We start from the raw sequence: 18,560 nt of genomic DNA, 5'->3' as shown, positions 1-18,560 counted from the left end.
ATGCCATCTCGAAAACAGAGCGCTCCTGCGGAAAGTCCGGCAGGAGCGCAATCGTTGCCCTTTTAGGACGAACCCAGCCTAAAGCAAGCCGGCTGCCGTCATCAGGTCCGTCACCTTTTTGGAGTTCAGTGTCGCCGGATCGACCTTCGGCGCCTGCAGGTCGGCCAGCGGCACCAGCTTGGGATTGGACTGCGCGTCCTTGCCGATAGCGTATTCGAAGGACGTGCCGGTCTTCAGCACGTCCTGGCCGCCTTTCCCGGTCACCCATTTGAGGAACGCCTGGGCTTCCTTCGGGTGTTTGCTCGAGGCGAGCACGCCGCCGCCGGAGATCGAGACGAAAGCGCCGGGATCCTGGTTCTTGAAATAATGCAGTTCGACGTTCTTGCTGTTTTCGCCGGTCTTTGCCTGATCGCCGAAATAGTAATAGTGGTAGATGATTCCGCCTTCGATCTCGCCGGCATTGACCGCCTTCATCACCGTGCCGTTGCCCTTGTAGGCGGTGAAATTCTCCTTCATGGCCTTCAGCCAGTCGGCGGTTGCGGCTTCGCCCTTGAGCTCGAGCAGCGCGCTGACGATGGCCTGAAAATCGGCGCCGGAAGGCGAGGCTGCCCAGCGGCCTTTCCAGGCGGGATCGGCGAGATCGAGCATCGATTTGGGCAGCTTTTCGGCCGTGAGCTTGGTCTTGTTGTAGGCAAAGACGGTGCTGCGCGCCGCGACACCCACCCATTTGCCGCTGCTCGGCTGGAATTCGGCCGGGACTTGCGCCAGCGTGTCGGCGTCGACCGGCGCGAAAAGGCCCGCCGCTTCGACCAGGGTCATCGCCGGCGAGTTTTCGGCCAGGAACACGTCGGCCGGCGAAGAAGCGCCCTCGGCGACGATCTGGTTGGAGAAATCGCTGTCGCCGCCATTGCGCAGCGTGACCTTGATGCCGGTTTCCTTGGTGAAACCTTCGACCCATTCCTTGGCCAGGCTCTCATGCTGGGCGTTGTAGACGATGATGCCTGCATCCGCGGCCATCGCCGGCCCGGCGATCATGCTCACGGCCAGCGCTGTGGCCCCCGCTAGGGTGGAGAGCGTGTATCTCATGGCGTCATCCTCAATCTCGGTGGTTCTGGTTTCGCAGGCTGCACCTATCGATACCTGACAGCAGTAGTCAACATTGCTCGGCTGCTTCAATCGGTCGCCGCTCCCGCAAACTTTCGTGATTTTGCGGCACTTTGGCTTGGACATTATTTCGCCGGACACGTAACAAATCGGTGCCGAGGCGCGAAGATCGGGGAGTGAACTCTTGTGAGCGGCAAGGATGAGGCCGAGCTTTCCCGGCTGATGCGGGCCGCGATCGCGGGAGATGAAAGGGCCTACGCCGACTTTTTGCACCGGATCGCCGCGCTGGTTCGCGGCTTTGCGAGGCGCAAGATCGTACAGGGCGGGGTCGATCCCGAGGATGTCGTGCAGGAAACCTTGCTGGCCATTCATGTGAAACGGCATACCTGGCGCCAGGACGCGCCGGTGTTGCCATGGATCTATGCGATAGCCCGCTTCAAGCTGATCGATGCTTTCCGGCGGCGCGGACGGCGCATCGAAATCGAGATCGACGAGATCGCCGAGACCTTTGCCGAGCCGGAAACCGAGACCGTCAGCGAACGCGACATCAACCGGGCGCTGGACGGACTGCCGGCTGCGCAGCGCTCCGTCGTTTCTTCGATCTCGGTCGACGGCCGCTCCATCGGCGAGACGGCGGCCAGGCTCGGCGTCAGCGAGACGGCGGTGCGGGTGTCGCTGCATCGCGGGCTTGCCGCGATCGCCAAGCGATTTGGGCAGGGGCGCTTCGGGCGGCAGTGACATGAGGACGGAGGATCTCATCAAGGCACTCGACGCCGACACAAGCAGCAAGGCGATGCCGCTGCGCTCGGCCTGGTTGATGGCGGCGGCAGCCGCGGCGGTGATCGCGGCTCTGGTCTTCTTTCTCACCATCGGCCCGCGTCCCGACATCATGACCGCCATGCACACGATGCGGTTCCTGGCGAAGTTCGTGTTCACCATCGTGCTAGCCGTCACCGCCTTTGGCCTGGTCCGGGCGTTGTCGACGCCGGGCGCTTCGACGGCAAGAGCCGCGGCCTGGATGCTGGCGGCGCCGCTGCTGGTGGCCGTGGCGGTGGCTCTCGAACTGTTCATGGTGCCGGAGCCGATGTGGAGCACGCGCATGGTCGGCTCCAACATGATGATCTGCATGGGCTTCATCCCGCTGATCGGAATCGGCCCGCTTGCCGTCTTCCTGTGGATGCTGCGCTATGGCGCGCCGACGCGGCCGGTGTTGGCCGGGGCGGTCGCGGGACTGCTCGCCGGCGGCCTGGCGGCAACCTTCTACGCCGCGCACTGCTTCGACGATTCGCCGCTTTTCGTCGCCACCTGGTACACGCTCGCCATCGCCGTCCTCGCCGGTCTGGGCGCGCTCGGGGGACGGTTCTTCGTGCGCTGGTGACCGGGCGGTTCAAGATCGCCCAATAATCACCGATCCTTAATCATGCCGGCAATTGTTTGCGGGTTCACCGTGTTGCCGGTGGCTCCGGCGCAACCTTTCCTTAAAATCGATCATCCAGTGTTTTTTGCAGAAATGTGTTGCGCATGGGGTGGCATGCACAGTGATGCGACGAGAGCGAAAAAGCCTGCGGGCTGACAGTCACGTGGCTTTGGTGCTTGCGGCCGGAGGGCTTTGCGCTGCCGTGGTCGCGCTCCTGCTGTCGCGGCTCGATGTCAGCGCCGAAGTGCTGAAACTCTGCCTGCAGATATCGGTGCCGGTCGCCGCCGTTGCGCTGATTCTCGCCGCCCTGTTCATTTACCGGATACTGGACGACCGCCGGCAGATCGCCGAAAGCGAGCAGCGTTTCCGCCGCGCCATGGAGGATTCGGCGATCGGCATCGCCATTGTCGGCCTCGACGGCCGCATCCATGAAACCAACCCGGCCTTCGCCGCCATGCTCGGCTATAGCAAGCAGGAGATCGAGGCGCTGACCTTCTTTCAGATCACCCATCCCGACGATGTGCAGATCGGCCGTGAGACGATGGACGGCATGCGGGCGGGCACCGTCAACGCCTTCCACTTCGAAAAGCGCTACCTCAGGAAGGACGGCACGCCGGTATGGGCCCATCTTGCCGGTTCCGTCATTCGCGACGAGAAGAGCGGGAGCCCGCTCTACCTGGTCTCCCAGATCGAGGATATCGATGCGCGCAAGCAATCCGAGGCGCGCATAGCCGAAGCCGAAACGCGCTGGAATTTTGCCCTGGCCAGCGCCGGACAAGGCGTCTGGGATCTTGATATGCGGAAGGGCGGCACCACCTACTCCGCCACCTGGGTGAAGATGCTGGGCTATGCCGATGGCGAACTGGACGGCGACCCCGACCGCTGGCTGGCGATGATCCACCCCGACGATCGCGAAAACGTCGCCGAAGCCGATCGTGCCCATCTGGAGGGCAGGACACCGTTCTTCGAAGCCGAGTTCCGGATGCGCCACAAGGATGGCCACTGGGTCTGGATCCTCGACCGCGGCAAGACGCTCGAACGCGACAAGGACGGACGGCTGGTCAGGGCCATCGGCAGCCTGACCGATATCACCCAGCGCAAGCAAACCGAGGAAAGCCTCATCGTATCGGCGGCAATGCTGGCCGACGAGAAGGAGCGGCTGAGGGTGACGCTGCAGTCGATCGGCGACGCCGTCATCTGCACCGATGCCGCCAACCGCATCACCTTCATGAACCCGGTCGCCGAAAAGCTCACCGGCGTTGTTGGCGCGGAGGCGCTCGGCAAGACGCTTGGCCATGTCTACTGGGCGGTGGACGAAGAAACCGGGCAAAGGATCGGCATGACGCGGCCGGCGCTCGGCAGCGCCAGCCCTGCCGACCAGAACAGTCGCGCCGTCCTCATCCGTCGCGACGACACACGCTGCAGCATCCGCCAGGTGGTGTCGCCGATCATGAACGACCGCCAGGAGTTCTGCGGTCTTGTCATCGTCTTCCAGGACTTCACCGATGCGCGCGCCTTGCAGCGCCAGCTCGCCTATGCCGCCGCGCATGATGCGCTGACCGGCCTTGCCAACCGTTCGAGCTTTATCCGCACCATGGAGGAACTGGTCGACCGGAGCCGCAAGGCCGGCACAGCCAGGTCGGCGGGCGAACATCATTTCATGTTCATCGATCTGGACCATTTCAAGCTGGTCAACGACACTGGCGGGCACGCCGCCGGCGACGCCTTGCTGAAGCGGGTTGCCGAGGCCATTCGCGGTGCGCTTGGGCCGGAGGATATCGTGGCCCGCCTCGGCGGCGACGAATTCGCGGTCATCCTGAAAGCCGGGCCGAGCGCCGGCGCCAGGATTGCCGCACGCTCTGTCATCGACGCCATCCGCGGCCTGCAGTTCAGCTGGGACGGCCGGCCGCATGCGATCGATGCCAGCATCGGGCTGGCGCCAATCCACAGCAACAGCGGTGAAGTCGACGAGATCATCGCCCGGGCCGATGCTGCCTGCTATGCGGCCAAGGCCGCCGGCCGCGGCTGTGTTTCCGTGGCGCCTGACGATACCGGGTCAAGAGGCCAAGCAGAGCCGCCGCTTGCAGCGGCGTCCTGAGGGAGCACGGAACTTTCGTTCTGGTGGTTAGCGCGTCGGAACCGGATGCTCGCCGCGATAGTCGTAGAAGCCGCGCCCGGTCTTGCGGCCGAGCCAGCCGGCCTCGACATATTTCACCAGCAGCGGGCAGGGGCGATATTTCGAATCCGACAGGCCGTCATGCAGCACCTGCATAATCGACAGGCAGGTGTCGAGGCCGATGAAATCGGCGAGCTGCAGCGGTCCCATCGGATGGTTGGCGCCGAGCCGCATGGCGGTGTCGATGGCATCGACCGAGCCGACCCCCTCATAGAGCGTGTAGATCGCCTCGTTGATCATCGGCAACAGAATGCGGTTGACGATGAAGGCCGGAAAATCTTCAGAGACGGTGATGGTCTTGTCGAGCTGTTTCACATAGGCCTTGGCCGCCTCGAAGGTCTGATCCTCGGTAGCGATGCCGCGCACCAGTTCGACCAGCTTCATCAGCGGCACGGGGTTCATGAAATGTATGCCGATGAAACGCTCAGGACGGTCGGTCTGCGCGGCAAGCCGGGTGATCGAAATCGACGAGGTGTTGGTCGCCAGAATGGCTTCCGGGTTGAGCTGGGGACAGAGCTGCGCGTAAATCTTGCGCTTGACCGTCTCGTCCTCGGTCGCCGCCTCGATAACCAGATCGGCACCGGCGAGATCAGCCATGGTGGGGGCTGCGGAAATGCGCGCCATCGCTTCGTTACGCAGCTTTTCCTCAAGCTTGCCGGAGCCGACCTGGCGGGCCATGTTGCCGCTGACCGTGGCAATGCCCTTCTCGATACGGTCGGGCGAGACGTCGTAGATCAGCACCTTGAAACCCGAAAGTGCTGATACATGCGCGATGCCGCCGCCCATCTGGCCGGCGCCGATGATGCCGATCGTCTCGATCTTGGCCATTTGCAGCGATCCCGTCGAAAAGGCCTTTGCGGCCTGCTTTTTGTGCAGTGCAAACTAAAAGGGTGGGGCAGCTTCGTCTACCCCACCCTTTCACAATTTAATACGCTTTGGCAGAAAGCGTCAAAGCGCCTTTTGCAGTTCCGGCAGGATGACGAACAGGTCGCCGACCAGGCCATAATCGGCAACCTGGAAGATCGGCGCCTCTTCGTCCTTGTTGATGGCGACGATGACCTTCGAATCCTTCATGCCGGCAAGGTGCTGGATGGCGCCGGAAATGCCGACGGCAATATAGAGGTCAGGCGCCACGACCTTGCCGGTCTGGCCGACCTGCCAGTCATTCGGGGCGTAGCCGGCGTCGACGGCAGCGCGCGAGGCGCCGACGGCTGCACCGAGCTTGTCGGCGACCGGCAGGATGACTTCCTGGAACTTTTCCGAGGAACCGAGCGCGCGGCCGCCCGAAATGATGATCTTGGCCGAGGTCAGCTCCGGACGGTCGGTTTCCGAGAGTTTGTTCTCGACGAAAGTGGAGAGGCCGGGATTGGCCGCGGCCTTCACCGTCTCGACAGCTGCCGAGCCGCCCTCGGGGGCAGCCTGGAAGGAGGCGGTGCGCACAGTGATGACCCTCTTGGCGTCGGTAGACTGCACCGTCTGGATCGCATTGCCAGCATAGATCGGCCGCTTGAACGTGTCTGGTGAAACCACTTCGATGATCTCGGAGACCTGCGCGACATCGAGCAGGGCCGCCACGCGCGGCGCGACGTTCTTGCCCGACGAGGTCGCCGGCCCGATTATGGTGTCGTAGGCGCCGGCCAGCGAGACAACGAGTGCGGCGAGCGGTTCGGCGAGGCGCTCGGCCAGTTCGTCGGCCTCGGCCAGCAGCACCTTGCTCACGCCCTTGAGCTTGGCGGCGGCGTCGGCAGCGCCTTTGGCGCCTTTGCCGGCCACCAGCACATGCACGTCCGAACCGATCTGCAGCGCCGCCGAGAGCGCTTTGGCGGTCTGGTCGGAAAGAGTTGCGTTGTCGTGTTCTGCGATGAGGAGAATGGTCATTTTATCTGTTCCTTCCAGTCTCAGAGCACGCCGGCTTCGTTCTTCAGCTTGTCGACCAGTTCGGCGACGCTCTTGACCTTCACGCCCGCCTTGCGGCCGCTGGGCTCCTCGGTCTTGAGCACCTTCAGGCGCGGCTTGACGTCGGCGCCGTAATCGGCCGGGCTCTTTTCGTCGAGCGGCTTCTTCTTGGCCTTCATGATGTTGGGCAGCGAGGCGTAGCGCGGCTGGTTGAGGCGAAGATCGGCGGTGATGATCGCCGGCATCTTCAGTTCCACCGTCTGCAGGCCGCCATCGACTTCGCGCGTCACCTTGGCCTTATCGCCGTCGAGCACGACCTTGGAGGCGAAGGTGCCCTGTGCCCAGCCGAGCAGGGCGGCCAGCATCTGGCCGGTCTGGTTCGAGTCATCATCGATCGCCTGCTTGCCGAGGATCACGAGGCCGGGCTGCTCGGCGTCGACGACGCCCTTCAGCACCTTGGCGACGCCGAGCGGCTCGGTCTGTTCATCTGTCTTGACCAGGATGGCGCGGTCGGCGCCCATGGCGAGCGCGGTGCGGAGCGTTTCCTGCGCCTGCTGCGGGCCGATCGAAACGACGATGATCTCTTCGGCCTTGCCGGCTTCCTTCAGCCGGAGTGCCTCTTCCACCGCGATCTCGTCGAACGGGTTCATCGCCATCTTGACATTGGCGAGTTCAACCGCCGAACCATCAGCCTTGACGCGAACCTTGACGTTCGCATCCACAACCCGCTTCACGGGCACAAGGATCTTCATTTGCCTGTCACCTCTCCTGAGATATCCGGGCGCGCTATAGCAGCGTGCGCCTCCGCAGAGTTGTCGAAAGCCGACATTCCTGACTGAATTGCGGCCAAACGGAATCCTGGCCGGACGAATTCTGGTCTTCTGCCGCCTAGCGGTGGCGCTCTCCGTAGTTGTGGCGACGCAACACGTCAATATGCCACGGCAGCGGCCAAACCGCTCAAATCGGTTCAGTTGTGACCGGAAGCGCCACCCCGGCCCCAACGCGTCTCAGGTTGCACGGGAGCGGGACCGGCTGGCGCCGGCCCAGTAGAAGCGGCTGGCTGATCGGCGGGTTCCGGCTCGCCGTCGTCACCGGCGAGCAGCGGCACGCCGCGGCTGCGCATGATGAGCACCAGCACGCCACCGGCAATGATGCCGCCAATATGGCAGGCCCAGGATATCTGGTTTTCGCCGCCGGCGGCAAACATCACCACTTGGAAGCCGATCCACAGGATCAGCGGGATGAAGGCCGGGATACGCAGCGGAATGCGGGCAAAGACCAGCACCCACACTTTCACCCGGGGGTAGAGGACCAGATAGGCGGCGACGACGCCGGCAATGGCGCCGGAGGCGCCGATCAGCGGCACCTCCGAACTCCAGGCGACGAGCCCTTGGAAGAAGGCGCCGGCGATGGCGCAAAGCAGGTAGAAGATAAGGTAGCGGATGTGGCCGAGTGCGTCCTCGACATTATCGCCGAACACCCACAGGAACAGCATGTTGCCGCCGAGATGAATGATATCGGCATGCAGGAAGGCATAGGTGAGGTAACTCAGGCTCTCCGGAATGACGACGAATTGGGGCGAGAGTTCTGCCGTGTCGTGGACAACCGAAGGGATGAAGCCGAGGCCGAGCACGGCGGCGTTGTTGAAATTTTCGCCGCCGATCGTGGTGATGAGAAAGACCAACGCGTTGGCCGCGATCAGGCCGATCGTCACATATTGCAGCCGGATGTGGCGCAACCTGTTGGAGTCGTAAAGCGGGATGAACATGCCCCAAGCCCTTTCCCGCCTTCGAGAAAATTCAGCGGTTCTTGCCGGGCACCCATAACACGTCGGCATTTCCGTTGTCATTGACCGCACGAGCGGCGACGAACAGAAAGTCGGAGACGCGGTTTATGTATTTCAGCCCCTCGCGATTGACATGTTCGGCCGGGTCCTGCGCCAGCGCCACCATGATCCGCTCGGCCCGTCGCGCCACGGTGCGGGCAAGATGAAGTGCTGCCGCCGCCGGCGTGCCGCCATTGAGCACGAAGGATTTGAGCGGCTGCAGATCCTTGTTGAGAAGGTCGATATCCTTTTCGACGCGGTCGGTCTGCGAGGCGATGATGCGCAGCGGCTCGTAGCCGAGCGGCTTGCCGTCGTCGGGCACGGCGAGATCGGCGCCGAGGTCGAACAGATCGTTCTGGATGCGGGACAGCATGGCGTCGATGGCGGGATAACTTGCCGCTGTGTGCAGGCGGGCGATGCCGATGCAGGCATTGGCTTCATCGACGGTGCCGTACGCATCGACGCGCAGGTCGGATTTCAGCCTGCGTTCACTGGTGCCGAGGCCAGTGGTGCCGTCATCGCCGGTGCGGGTGTAGATCTTGTTGAGCTTGACCACGTCGCCTCCCGAACGGCCGTCACTTGCGGGTGAAGTACACCACCAGCAGGATCAGTGCCAACGCCAGCGCCTGCAACAGCACGCGCGCCTGCATCAGCTTGTTCGAGCTCACACCGGAGCCGCCGCGCATCATGTTGATGAGGCCGCGGACAAGCACGATCACCACGGCGACCATGACGAGGACGAGGAGGACTTTGATGACGGTTGCCATGATCTGTTCCCAGTTCTGTTGCGGTCAGGCGCGTCTGGCCAGAACGCGGTAGAGCATCGATGCCGGCAGGATGCGCTTGAGCATCACGCCGATCCTGGCCGGCACTGTTACCACATAGTGCGGGCGCGGGCGCCGCGACAGAAGTGCATGGCGCAAGGCCGCATAGACCACCTCCGGCCCCTTTTTCAGCCGCGATGAGCTGCCGCCGGCCCGAAGCCGCGCCAGCTGCGAGGCATAGGCGAGGTGGTGGACGGAATTCTTGTGGTCGATGTTCTTCAGGAACCAGAACAGCCCGTTGCTGGCGATTTTCGAGGTCACTGGCCCCGGTTCGATCAGCGAGACATGGATGCCGCTGCCCCTGAGTTCCTGCTGCATGCACAGCATCAGGCCTTCGAGCGCGTGCTTGGAGGCTGAGTAGGCGCCGCGAAAAGGCACCGGCGCGAGCCCAAGGATGGAGGAACAATGAACGAGGCGGCCATGTCCCTGGCGACGCATTACCGGTACGATGCGTCGGGTGAGGTCGTGCCAGCCGAAGAAATTGGCCTCGAACTGCTCGCGCAATGCCGCAACCGGCAGGTCTTCCACGGCGCCGGGCTGTGCATGGGCGCCGTTGTTGAACAGGGCGTCGAGGCGTCCGCCTGTCCGCTCCAGCACCGATGCCGCAAGTGCTGCGATGGAATCCGGCTCACGGTAGTCGAGATAAAAGGCCTCGATGCCGTCGGCTTCAAGTGCGGCTATGTCATCCGGCTTGCGCGCCGTTGCAAACACGCGCCAGCCATCCGCCTTCAGCGCACGGGCGCAGTGGGCGCCTATCCCGGACGAGGCGCCGGTGACGATGATGGTGCGCAACTCTTTGGCAGGCGGCATCGTGGTTTGAGCAAGGGTTGCCATTTGCCACAATCCCTTCCCATATTCGCGGCGTCGAGACAATCGAAGGGAACGCGGCTCTTGATGCGGAATATCGTCGTGCTGCGCCGCGTGCTCTATGACGCGCTTGGCCATTTCAACACCGATGACGGCTGGGCCATGGCCAGCCATCTGGCGATCACTTCGCTCATGGCGCTGTTCCCGTTCCTGATCTTCGCCACCACGCTGGCGAGCTTCCTCGGTGCGCAGGCGTTCGCCGATACTGCCGTGCACCTGGTCTTCGACACCTGGCCCGAACAGATCGCCAAGCCTATCGCGCGCGAGGTGCTCAACGTGCTGACCGTGCGGCGCACCGATCTTTTGACCTACGGCGTGCTTCTGGCGGCCTATTTCGCCTCCAACGGCATCGAGGCGCTGCGCACCTCGCTCAACCGCGCCTACCGCGTCGCCGAAACGCGCGGCATCATCTACCGCCGGGTGCAGAGCATTTTCTTCGTGCTGATCGCGACGGCCGGTTTCCTGGCGATCAGCGTGCTCCTGGTCTTTGCGCCTTTGCTGGCGCGGCTGGCGGAAGCTCATTTCGAGTGGATCAAACCCTATACGGGCACGATCACGCTGTGGCGCTACGTCATCGCCTCAACCGTCATCATTGGTGGCTTGTTTGCCGTCCACTACTGGCTGCCGGCGGGCAAGCGCCGCTTTGTCTCGCTGGTGCCTGGCATCATCTTCACTCTGGCTGCGTGGCTTGTCGGCTCGACGATGTTCGCGACCTACCTCGACCATTTCTCGTCCTATGTGACGACCTATGCCGGCCTCGCCTCGATCATGATCGCCGTGGTTTTCCTCTATATGCTGTCGGCGATCTTCATCCTCGGCGGCGAACTCAATGCGGCGATCAGCCGCTTTCTCGAAGCGCGCGCACGGGTCGGCAGCTAGGTTTTGGCTGGCCGAGCCGTGGCCAGCCCGACGCCGAGCGTCGCGATTGCCATGCCGACGATCTGCACGAGGCTGAGCTGTTCGCCGAACAGCGCCCAGGCGATGACAGCGGTGACGGCCGGCACCAGGTAGAACAGCGACGCGACCTTCGACATCTCGCCGTCGCGGATCATCACCATCAGCAGGAAGATGGCGCCGATCGACAGCACCAGGACCAGCCAGGCCATGGCGAAGATCAGTTCGCCGTTGATGATCACCGTGTGGGTCTCCAGTGCCAGCGAAGCCAGGATCATCAGCGAGCCGCCGCCGATATATTGCCACATCGTCGCCGCCACCAGGTCGCCACCCGAGGCATAGCGCTTCTGCCAGATGGTCCCGGCGCTCATGCCCAGCACCGAGACCAGCGACGCCGTCAGGGTTTCGGGCGTAACGCCGCCGCCGAGAGCGCCGAGCTTCGGCCACAGCACGATGATCACTCCCACAAGGCCGACGGCAAGGCCGGCCCAATGGCGCGGCAGGATGTCCTCGCCGAGGAACCGGCCGGCAAGCACGGCGGTGATCAGCGGTTGCAGGCCGACGATCAGCGCCGAAAGCCCGGCGGGCATGCCCCTGTGGATCGCCCAGAACACGGCGCCGAGATAGATGCCATGCATGAGGATGCCGGCGACCGTGGCGTGAAGCGCTTCTGCCCTTGTGGCTCGCTTCGAGCCAAGCACGAGCATCAGCCCGGCAAGCAGCAAGGCGGCGATGACAAAGCGGGCTGCCAGAAAGGTGAAGGGCTCCGCCCAGGGCATGGCGTAGCGCGCGCCGATGAAACCTGTCGCCCATAGGACGACAAACGAGGCGGGGATGAACCGCTTGAGACTGTGCATTTTCGGGGAAGCCGTTTCCGGTGGAGAGGTCCGATTCGGTGAAGAGACAAATACGGCAATTGCTCTAATGCGGTTCAATCCGGCAAGCAAAGCGAAACAATTGGTACATAAGCTCATCCTGATGTAGGAGGTGGCCGAATTCAAAGGGCGGCGTCAGGGCAATCGACTTCTGTCGATCGATCCGGCGACATGGCGTTTTGGCTTCGACAGGGAGCGCGCATGCTGTTGCATCTGGACACAAGCTGGCTGTTGATGACGGTGGCCAGTGTGGCCGTGTTCGGCTTCTTCTTCGGTTCAGCGCTCGACGCCATCATGCAGGAGGACGGTTTTGGGTCGACCGGCAACACGCTGCTGTTCACGCTCGGCTTTTTCGCCGCGGTCATGGCCGCGAACGAACATGGCATCGTCCTGAGAGATCTGAAGCTCGCGGTTGCCTGGGGACTGGGCGGCGCCTTCGCGTTTATCGGCGCGTTGGCGCTGCTCAAGGCGGGGCTGGCCCGGCTTTAGTCATAGCCCGGCCAGCCGCCTGACTTCGTCCGGCGACATGCCTGCCTGCCTCAGCGCGGCAAGGCCGGTATCAGCAAAACTCTTCGACAGTTTGCGCCCATCCGGACCGAGTATGAGACGGTGGTGGAAATACTGCGGCTGGCCGAGGCCGAGCAATTCCTGCAGCAGGCGCTGGATGCCGGTCGCGGAATAGAGGTCGCGGCCACGCACGACATGGCTGACGCCTTGCAGAGCGTCGTCGACGACGACGGCCAGGTGATAGCTGGTCGGGATGTCGCGGCGCGCCAGAATGACGTCGCCCCAGTCCTGCGGACGCGCCTCGACGCGCTGCGTCGCCGAAAGCGTCTCGTTGGTGAATTCGCGCCAGGACAAATCCGTGCCGACGCGCGCCAGCGCCGCCTTAACGTCGAGGCGCCAGGCGAAGGGCGCATTTTCGGCGATGCGGCGGTTGCGTTCGCTGATCGGCAGCGCCTTGTCGGCGCCGGGATAAAGCGGCACGCCGTCCGGGTCGCGCGGCCAGTCGCGGCCGCGCTTTTCGCTGTCGGCGATGAAGGCCCTGATCTCGCCACGGCTCATGAAGGCAGGGTAGACGAGTTCTTCGCGGACCAGCCGGTCGAGCACGGCCTGATAGTCGGTGAAATGCTCGGCCTGGCGCCGCACCGGCTGTTCCCATTCGAGACCTAACCATTCGAGGTCGCGAAAGATGCCGGCCTCGAATTCAGGCGTGCAGCGGATCGTGTCGATGTCCTCGATGCGCAGCAGCAGGCGGCCGCCGGCCGCACGCGCCAGTTGCTGGTTGAGCAGTGCCGAATAGGCATGGCCGAGATGCAGTTCGCCATTCGGGCTCGGCGCGAAGCGGAATGTCAGGAGCGTCATCTCACAAGCGGCAATCGGGTTGTGCAGCGGTTTTGCCAATTGCTACCGTGCGGCCGGTTCAGGAACAAGAAAACATGCAACGCATCGCGACACTGGACGATATTGCGCGCGGGCTGGATGCGCTTTGCGCAATCGATCCGCGCCTGGAAAAGGTGCGCGGCATGGCCGGAGAGGTGCCGCTGCGGCTGTCGGAGCCCGGCTTTCGAAGCCTGGCCTCCATTATCGTTTCGCAACAAGTATCCCGTGCGAGCGCCGATGCGATTTTCGGCCGGCTGGTGAAACTGGTCGCTCCGCTGACGCCGCAGGCGATCCTTGCCGCCGGCGAGGACATGTTTCGCGAGGCCGGGCTGTCGCGGCCGAAGCAGCGCGGTCTGATCGCGGTTGCGCAGGCCGTGGTTGACGGGCTCGACCTGCATCACCTCTGTTCGCTCGACGCCGAAGAGGCGATCGCGGCTATGATCGCGGTGCCGGGCATCGGCCCGTGGACGGCGGAAGTCTATCTCCTGTTTGCCGCCGGCCACCCCGATATTTTCCCCGCGCGCGACGTCGCGCTGCAGAGCGCGGTTGGCCACGCGCTCGGCATAGAGCCGCGTCCGCCGGAGAAAACACTGATCGCTCTGGCCGAATCATGGAGCCCGTGGCGAGGTGTCGCATCGCGGCTTTTCTGGTCCTATTATCGCGAAACCAGGGGCAGGGACGCAGCACCCCCGGCCTGAATCGGCAAAAAAGCGTTAAAATCCTGCATTTTTGCCGCTTTTGACGAGTGACAATCCGCTTCACATCCCTGTCATGTCGGGCTTACAGTATCCGCGCCGATCGGTTCTAGAACGAGGAGGTCAACAAGGTGACGGTTGCCGTATCTCCGGATGGGCTTCCTGCGCTGGTGCTGAATGCGGATTACCGTCCGCTCAGCTATTACCCCTTGTCGCTCTGGTCCTGGCAGGACGCCATCAAGGCGGTGTTCCTCGACCGGGTCAACATCGTCGCCGAATACGAGCATGCGGTGTCTTCGCCGACCTTTTCGATGAAGCTGCCCAGCGTCGTCAGCCTGAAGGCCTATGTGAAGCCGTCGAGGCACCCGGCATTCACCCGCTTCAACGTGTTCCTGCGCGACCGCTTCCAGTGCCAGTATTGCGGCACGCCCGAGGATCTGACCTTCGACCACGTCATCCCGCGCCATCGCGGCGGGGCGACGACGTGGGAGAATGTCGTGGCCGCATGTTCACCCTGCAATCTGAGGAAGGGCGGCATGATGCCGGCGCACGCCAAGATGTGGCCGCTGCAGAAGCCCTACCAGCCGACCGTGCACGACCTGCACAACAATGGCAGGCTGTTCCCGCCCAACCATCTGCATGAAAGCTGGATGGATTATCTCTACTGGGATGTGGAGTTGGAGCCGTAGGGATTGGCCCGATCGGCCTTGCCAGGGCAATCGCCGATGTCAGGTGCTGCCCCTCATCCGGCTGCCGCAACCTTCTCCCCGAATAGTGACGGGGAGAAGGGAATTGGCTGCAAATTTGGCGCCCTTCTTTCAGCGTTCGGGATTGGCGATACCATTGATGACTGCGTCTTTCTCCCCGTCACTATACGGGGAGAAATGCCCGGCAGGGCAATGAGGGGCGGTGCCAACTTAAGAGACTGGCCGCATGGCGCGACCTCGCACTTGATTATTCGCGCGCCAGCGCGCCGCGGAAGGCGACGGCGGCGAGGATGAAGCTGGCGATGGCGTTCCAGCCGGCCAGCGACAGGCCGAGGATACGAAGGGCTGCCTTGTCGCAGGATGGCGGCACGAATTTGTCGAGCGCGTCGAGCACGCCTTTGCCGCCGGTATCGACCGGGCCGGCGCCGGCCGTGCAATCGGCCGGACCCTGCCACCAGGCCCATTCGACGCCCGAATGATAGACGCCGAGATAGAGCCCGTAGAGCATCAGCAGGCCGCCGACGGCAAGCAGGCCGCGCGTCAGCCATGCGGGTGCGCTGAACATCGAGGCGATCACCGCCAGCAACATCAGCGGGGCGCCGATATAATAGGGCGTGCGCTGCTCCAGGCAGAGATGGCAGGGGATGTAGCCGCCTATGTGCTGGAAGGCGAGCGCGGAGCCGACCGTGGCGGCCATGGCGACGGCGAGAAACAAAGCGGTGCGCGTCCGCTGGCGTCCGGTATCGGCTGTCATCGTGGCTGTCATGTTTCGTCCGTTGAATTCGCCGTCCGCCGGCATAGTCCTGACCCACCGCCCGCCTTGGGCGGTCAGAAGGCGTATCTGACGACGATATAGAGCAAAATCAGGGCGGCGGCGCCGGCGCCGACGATCAATCCCAAACGCTTCTCGATGAATTCCTTGATCTCCTCGCCATAGCGGCGCAGCAGCCAGGCAAGAAGCAGGAAACGAGCGCCACGCGCCAGGATGGCGGAGACGATGAAGACGACAAGATTGACGTGGAGGGCGCCTGCCAGAATGGTGACCACCTTGATCGGCGGCAGGTGGGCGGCACCCGATGTGACGAGCAGCACCAGCATCAGCCCGGTGCCGGCCGACTGCCACCTCTCGAACGCGTCAAGGCCGCCAAAGTGCTCCAGCATCGGCCGTGCTATCGTGTCGTAGGCATAGTAACCGATCAGCCAGCCGGCAATGCCGCCCAGCACGGACGCGACAGTAGCGGTCAACGCGTAGCGATAGGCGCGTTCGGGCCGCGCCAACGCCATGGGCAGGTACAAGACGTCGGCAGGTATGAAAAACACCGAGCTTTCGACGAAGGCGATGAAGGCCAGCCACCATTCGGCGGATTTGCGGGCGGCCAGCGACAAGGTCCAGTCGTAAAGTCCGCGAAGCATCGGCTCTCCTGGATGCAGGTTGCCCAGACGCAACGCGCTTTGATGCGCGTCTGTCTAGAAAGATTTTCCGCGCCGCACAATGGCAGGAGCTTCACGAAACAGAAAGGCGGGCTTTTGCCGCAAGCAGGGCACGGCGGCGCATTTGGCCAGTTGACGAACACGCCTCCAACCGTATAGTCCGCGCCCATCCAGGCCTTTGGGCCTGAGCCCCTATGGCGGAATTGGTAGACGCGCTCGACTCAAAATCGAGTTCCGCAAGGAGTGCTGGTTCGATTCCGGCTAGGGGCACCATTTTTGATCTCACGCCAGTTCGCTTCGCTCACGGGCTCCGATGGGGCGGCCTGACCGGCCGACGGGCGGTCGCCCTTGCGAACCCTCCGGGTTCGAACAGTGCCTCGACAAAGACCCAGCGGCGGCTGCTGCGAATGACAGCGATAGCGCCAATCAGCGGCGGCCGGTAGCCCCGCTCTACGTGCTCTCAGGCCGCCGCACGGTGTTCTTCACGGGCAGCTTCCCACACTTCGCGGGCCGCGTCGGCGTTCATGACCGCGATCCCCAATCCCACCGCCAAATCGGGCCACGCGGAATGCCAGAGCAAGGCCGTGACGAACCCTGCGGCAATAATGGCGATGTTGGCCAAGGCGTCGTTGCGGGCCGACAGGAAGGCCGCCTTTGTGAGGCTGCCGCCACGATGCCGGTGCGCGGCCAGCATGTAGGCACAGGACAGGTTGACGGCGAGGGCGCCAAGTCCCGCCAAGGTCAAGGCGATGGGCTGCGGCGGCACCGGCACGTTGAACTTCTCCCAAGCCGTCCAGAGCGTTGCCAGACCCGGCATGAGAAGGATGAGCGCCAATGCCATCCCCACCCGCGCACGGGAGCGCACAGACCACCCAAGTGCGAGCAGGATAAGGAGGTTCACGGAAGCATCTTCAAGAAAGTCGATGCTGTCGGCGAACAGGGACACTGATCCAATGGCGAGCGCCACAGCGAACTCGATCCCGAAATAGGCAAGATTGAGAAGCGCGACGATGAGGACGATGCGGCGAAGGTTCATCTTCTGGCAGGATCCGAAACCAGTGTGTGGAGCTACAGCTTCGCGGTTTCCAAGGAAAGCCCCTGCTCGTTCCGGGTCCCGGCCGATGGGCGGTTGCCCTTGCGACCTTTTGCGTTCGAGCCGCGCCTCGAACACGGACTTAGCGCATATTCCCCGTATGGCCTTGGGAATACCGTCCCGGTTGCGGCCACACCGTCAGGCCGTGCGGCTCTGAGCCAACCCGAAACTTGGTCACCGCGCCCGATGTCGTGTCGATCATGTAGGCGGCACTGTCGAAGCGGCCGGACAGCCATAGTTGTTTGCCGTCGGCGCTGACATTGCCCATGTCGGGGCTGCCGCCGCCGGGGATCGGCCATTGCGTGACGACCGCGCGGGTGGCGAAGTCGATCACGGTCACGCTGCCCGGTCCCTTTGCCTGGCCCTGCTCCATCTTGTGCGAGCCCCGGTTCGAGACATAGAGCCGCTTGCCGTCGCGGCTGACGACGAAACCATGGGCGCCGATGCCGGTCGGGATGAAGCCGATCTCCTTGAAACTGTCGCCATCGACGAGGAACACGCCGTCATTCATCATGTCGGCGACGTAAAAAACCTTGCCGTCGGGCGAGAGGCGGATGTCCTGCGGCATGCCCATTTTCGAGAAGTCGAGATGGCCAAGCACCTTCTGGTTCTTCAGGTCGATCTTTGCCAATCCGCCATTGCCGTATTCGCAGGTGAAGATCGCGTAGGCCCCGTCGACCGAGAATTCGGCGTGGTTGATGCCGGGGCAAGTGGGCGTCGGCAGGCTCGACATTAGCGCCATGGTGTGAGGATCGCGGAAATCGAGCCGCTCCAGGGCTTCGTCGACGACGATGGCCGCGCCCGGCATGAAATACAAATTGTAGGGATCGTCCACGGCGATCTGCGGGCCGGGCTTGCCGGTCATCGGGTCGATCGGCGTCAGGCTGCCGTTCTTGCCGGTGCCATTGTTGGCGACCCAGAGCGTCTTCAGGTCCCAGGACGGCACGACGTGCTGCGGTTTGCTGCCGACCGGGAACCTGTCGACTTCCTTGAGTGTCATGGTGTCGATCACCGTGACGCTGTTGGAGGAGCGGTTCGGCACATAGACGCGCGGCAGTGCACCCAGCGTGGCCGGGCTGAGATGGCTGGCGGCGGTGTGGCTGTAGATGTTGATGGACGGCGCGGGCTCGCTGCAATCCTCGGGACAGCTATCGGCCCAGGCGCGGACAGGCAGCAGCGCAAGCAGCAAAAAGGCCGCACGGGGACCGGCGTGACGCAAAAAGGTTCTGATCATCAGGATGGCTTGTCGTGAAGGCCGGCCGAAATTGCCGCGCCGACCCATAGCTGGTGTCTTGCCGTTGATCCAGTGGCTTTTCTCAGGCTCCCCGCGCGGTTGGCGCAGTCATTGGTGACCTGTATCGCGAGCACAAGCG

21 protein-coding genes and 1 tRNA gene are annotated in these 18,560 nt (G+C 63.4%); 8 read left to right on the top strand and 14 right to left on the bottom strand.

The window, feature by feature from the left end; all coding sequences use genetic code 11:
* Positions 1-78: 78 nt before the first annotated feature.
* A complete protein-coding gene (locus NLY36_RS11750) occupies positions 79-1,086 on the bottom strand; it encodes an iron ABC transporter substrate-binding protein (RefSeq protein WP_023735181.1) in 1,008 nt (335 codons plus the stop codon).
* A gap of 204 nt (positions 1,087-1,290) precedes the next feature.
* Here NLY36_RS11750 and NLY36_RS11745 point away from each other — a divergent pair, with 204 nt between their 5' ends.
* From NLY36_RS11745 to NLY36_RS11735, 3 genes are all read left to right on the top strand, one after another.
* Complete coding sequence (locus NLY36_RS11745; protein WP_023671665.1) at positions 1,291-1,842, top strand: sigma-70 family RNA polymerase sigma factor; 552 nt, start codon at positions 1,291-1,293, stop codon at positions 1,840-1,842.
* Between the two features lies 1 nt (position 1,843).
* Positions 1,844-2,482 (top strand): NrsF family protein, encoded by a 639-nt coding sequence (locus NLY36_RS11740; RefSeq protein ID WP_023671666.1) that lies wholly within the window; start codon positions 1,844-1,846, stop codon positions 2,480-2,482.
* Between the two features lie 202 nt (positions 2,483-2,684).
* A complete protein-coding gene (locus tag NLY36_RS11735; protein ID WP_050587141.1) occupies positions 2,685-4,619 on the top strand; it encodes a PAS domain S-box protein in 1,935 nt (644 codons plus the stop codon).
* Between the two features lie 27 nt (positions 4,620-4,646).
* On the opposite strand, the gene NLY36_RS11730 is transcribed toward NLY36_RS11735, so the two are convergent.
* The 7 genes from NLY36_RS11730 to NLY36_RS11700 all read right to left on the bottom strand — a co-directional run bounded on the left by NLY36_RS11730 (position 4,647) and on the right by NLY36_RS11700 (position 10,076).
* Positions 4,647-5,525: a 3-hydroxybutyryl-CoA dehydrogenase gene (locus NLY36_RS11730; protein ID WP_023671668.1), complete on the bottom strand. Its 879-nt coding sequence runs from the start codon at positions 5,523-5,525 to the stop codon at positions 4,647-4,649.
* 120 nt (positions 5,526-5,645) lie between these two features.
* Entirely contained in the window at positions 5,646-6,575 is a 930-nt protein-coding gene (locus NLY36_RS11725) for an electron transfer flavoprotein subunit alpha/FixB family protein (RefSeq protein WP_023671669.1), read from the bottom strand.
* A gap of 20 nt (positions 6,576-6,595) precedes the next feature.
* Positions 6,596-7,345 carry an electron transfer flavoprotein subunit beta/FixA family protein gene (locus NLY36_RS11720; RefSeq protein ID WP_023671670.1) on the bottom strand — a complete coding sequence of 250 codons (750 nt, stop codon included), beginning with the start codon at positions 7,343-7,345 and terminating at the stop codon, positions 6,596-6,598.
* Positions 7,346-7,560: 215 nt separating this feature from the next.
* The gene (locus tag NLY36_RS11715) at positions 7,561-8,361 is read right to left on the bottom strand and encodes a rhomboid family intramembrane serine protease (RefSeq protein ID WP_023698701.1); all 801 of its coding nucleotides are present in this window, start codon (positions 8,359-8,361) and stop codon (positions 7,561-7,563) included.
* A gap of 31 nt (positions 8,362-8,392) precedes the next feature.
* Positions 8,393-8,974, bottom strand: coding sequence for a cob(I)yrinic acid a,c-diamide adenosyltransferase (locus NLY36_RS11710; protein ID WP_023698700.1), 582 nt, complete (start codon positions 8,972-8,974; stop codon positions 8,393-8,395).
* A 19-nt stretch (positions 8,975-8,993) separates the two neighbouring features.
* Positions 8,994-9,185: a twin transmembrane helix small protein gene (locus tag NLY36_RS11705; RefSeq protein WP_023671673.1), complete on the bottom strand. Its 192-nt coding sequence runs from the start codon at positions 9,183-9,185 to the stop codon at positions 8,994-8,996.
* 24 nt (positions 9,186-9,209) lie between these two features.
* A complete protein-coding gene (locus NLY36_RS11700) occupies positions 9,210-10,076 on the bottom strand; it encodes an SDR family oxidoreductase (protein WP_084026156.1) in 867 nt (288 codons plus the stop codon).
* 60 nt (positions 10,077-10,136) lie between these two features.
* Here NLY36_RS11700 and NLY36_RS11695 point away from each other — a divergent pair, with 60 nt between their 5' ends.
* On the top strand, positions 10,137-10,988 hold the full coding sequence (locus NLY36_RS11695; RefSeq protein ID WP_023671675.1) for a YihY/virulence factor BrkB family protein: 852 nt from the start codon (positions 10,137-10,139) through the stop codon (positions 10,986-10,988).
* Here the strand turns inward: NLY36_RS11695 and NLY36_RS11690 are convergent.
* Positions 10,985-11,860, bottom strand: a complete 876-nt coding sequence (locus NLY36_RS11690) for a DMT family transporter (RefSeq protein ID WP_031195766.1) — start codon at positions 11,858-11,860, stop codon at positions 10,985-10,987. The genes NLY36_RS11695 and NLY36_RS11690 overlap by 4 nt on opposite strands.
* 219 nt (positions 11,861-12,079) lie before the next feature.
* On the opposite strand from NLY36_RS11690, the gene NLY36_RS11685 reads away from it, so the two are divergent.
* Positions 12,080-12,367: a hypothetical protein gene (locus tag NLY36_RS11685; RefSeq protein ID WP_023671677.1), complete on the top strand. Its 288-nt coding sequence runs from the start codon at positions 12,080-12,082 to the stop codon at positions 12,365-12,367.
* On the opposite strand, the gene gluQRS is transcribed toward NLY36_RS11685, so the two are convergent.
* Positions 12,368-13,243 (bottom strand): tRNA glutamyl-Q(34) synthetase GluQRS, encoded by an 876-nt coding sequence (gene gluQRS, locus NLY36_RS11680; protein ID WP_023698698.1) that lies wholly within the window; start codon positions 13,241-13,243, stop codon positions 12,368-12,370.
* Between the two features lie 74 nt (positions 13,244-13,317).
* Between gluQRS and NLY36_RS11675 the strand changes: the two genes are divergently transcribed.
* Together NLY36_RS11675 and NLY36_RS11670 are read left to right on the top strand one after the other, a co-directional pair.
* Positions 13,318-13,959, top strand: coding sequence for a DNA-3-methyladenine glycosylase family protein (locus NLY36_RS11675; protein ID WP_023698697.1), 642 nt, complete (start codon positions 13,318-13,320; stop codon positions 13,957-13,959).
* Between the two features lie 128 nt (positions 13,960-14,087).
* Entirely contained in the window at positions 14,088-14,645 is a 558-nt protein-coding gene (locus tag NLY36_RS11670; protein WP_008874122.1) for an HNH endonuclease, read from the top strand.
* 265 nt (positions 14,646-14,910) lie between these two features.
* Here NLY36_RS11670 and NLY36_RS11665 read toward each other — a convergent pair whose 3' ends face one another.
* Together NLY36_RS11665 and NLY36_RS11660 are read right to left on the bottom strand one after the other, a co-directional pair.
* A complete protein-coding gene (locus NLY36_RS11665) occupies positions 14,911-15,429 on the bottom strand; it encodes a disulfide bond formation protein B (RefSeq protein ID WP_023698696.1) in 519 nt (172 codons plus the stop codon).
* Positions 15,430-15,491: 62 nt separating this feature from the next.
* A complete protein-coding gene (locus NLY36_RS11660) occupies positions 15,492-16,076 on the bottom strand; it encodes a YqaA family protein (protein WP_023735179.1) in 585 nt (194 codons plus the stop codon).
* 206 nt (positions 16,077-16,282) lie between these two features.
* On the opposite strand from NLY36_RS11660, the gene NLY36_RS11655 reads away from it, so the two are divergent.
* Positions 16,283-16,367 (top strand) — tRNA-Leu (locus NLY36_RS11655).
* Between the two features lie 187 nt (positions 16,368-16,554).
* Here the strand turns inward: NLY36_RS11655 and NLY36_RS11650 are convergent.
* Entirely contained in the window at positions 16,555-17,130 is a 576-nt protein-coding gene (locus NLY36_RS11650; protein ID WP_023704303.1) for a cation efflux transmembrane domain-containing protein, read from the bottom strand.
* Between the two features lie 139 nt (positions 17,131-17,269).
* Positions 17,270-18,421, bottom strand: coding sequence for a YncE family protein (locus NLY36_RS11645; RefSeq protein WP_023694009.1), 1,152 nt, complete (start codon positions 18,419-18,421; stop codon positions 17,270-17,272).
* Positions 18,422-18,560: the final 139 nt, after the last annotated feature.

The organism is Mesorhizobium sp. C399B (assembly GCF_030323185.1).
Classification (GTDB): domain Bacteria; phylum Pseudomonadota; class Alphaproteobacteria; order Rhizobiales; family Rhizobiaceae; genus Mesorhizobium.
The sequence above is the reverse complement of the archived record's forward strand: the minus strand, read 5'-3'. Positions and strand labels throughout refer to the sequence as shown.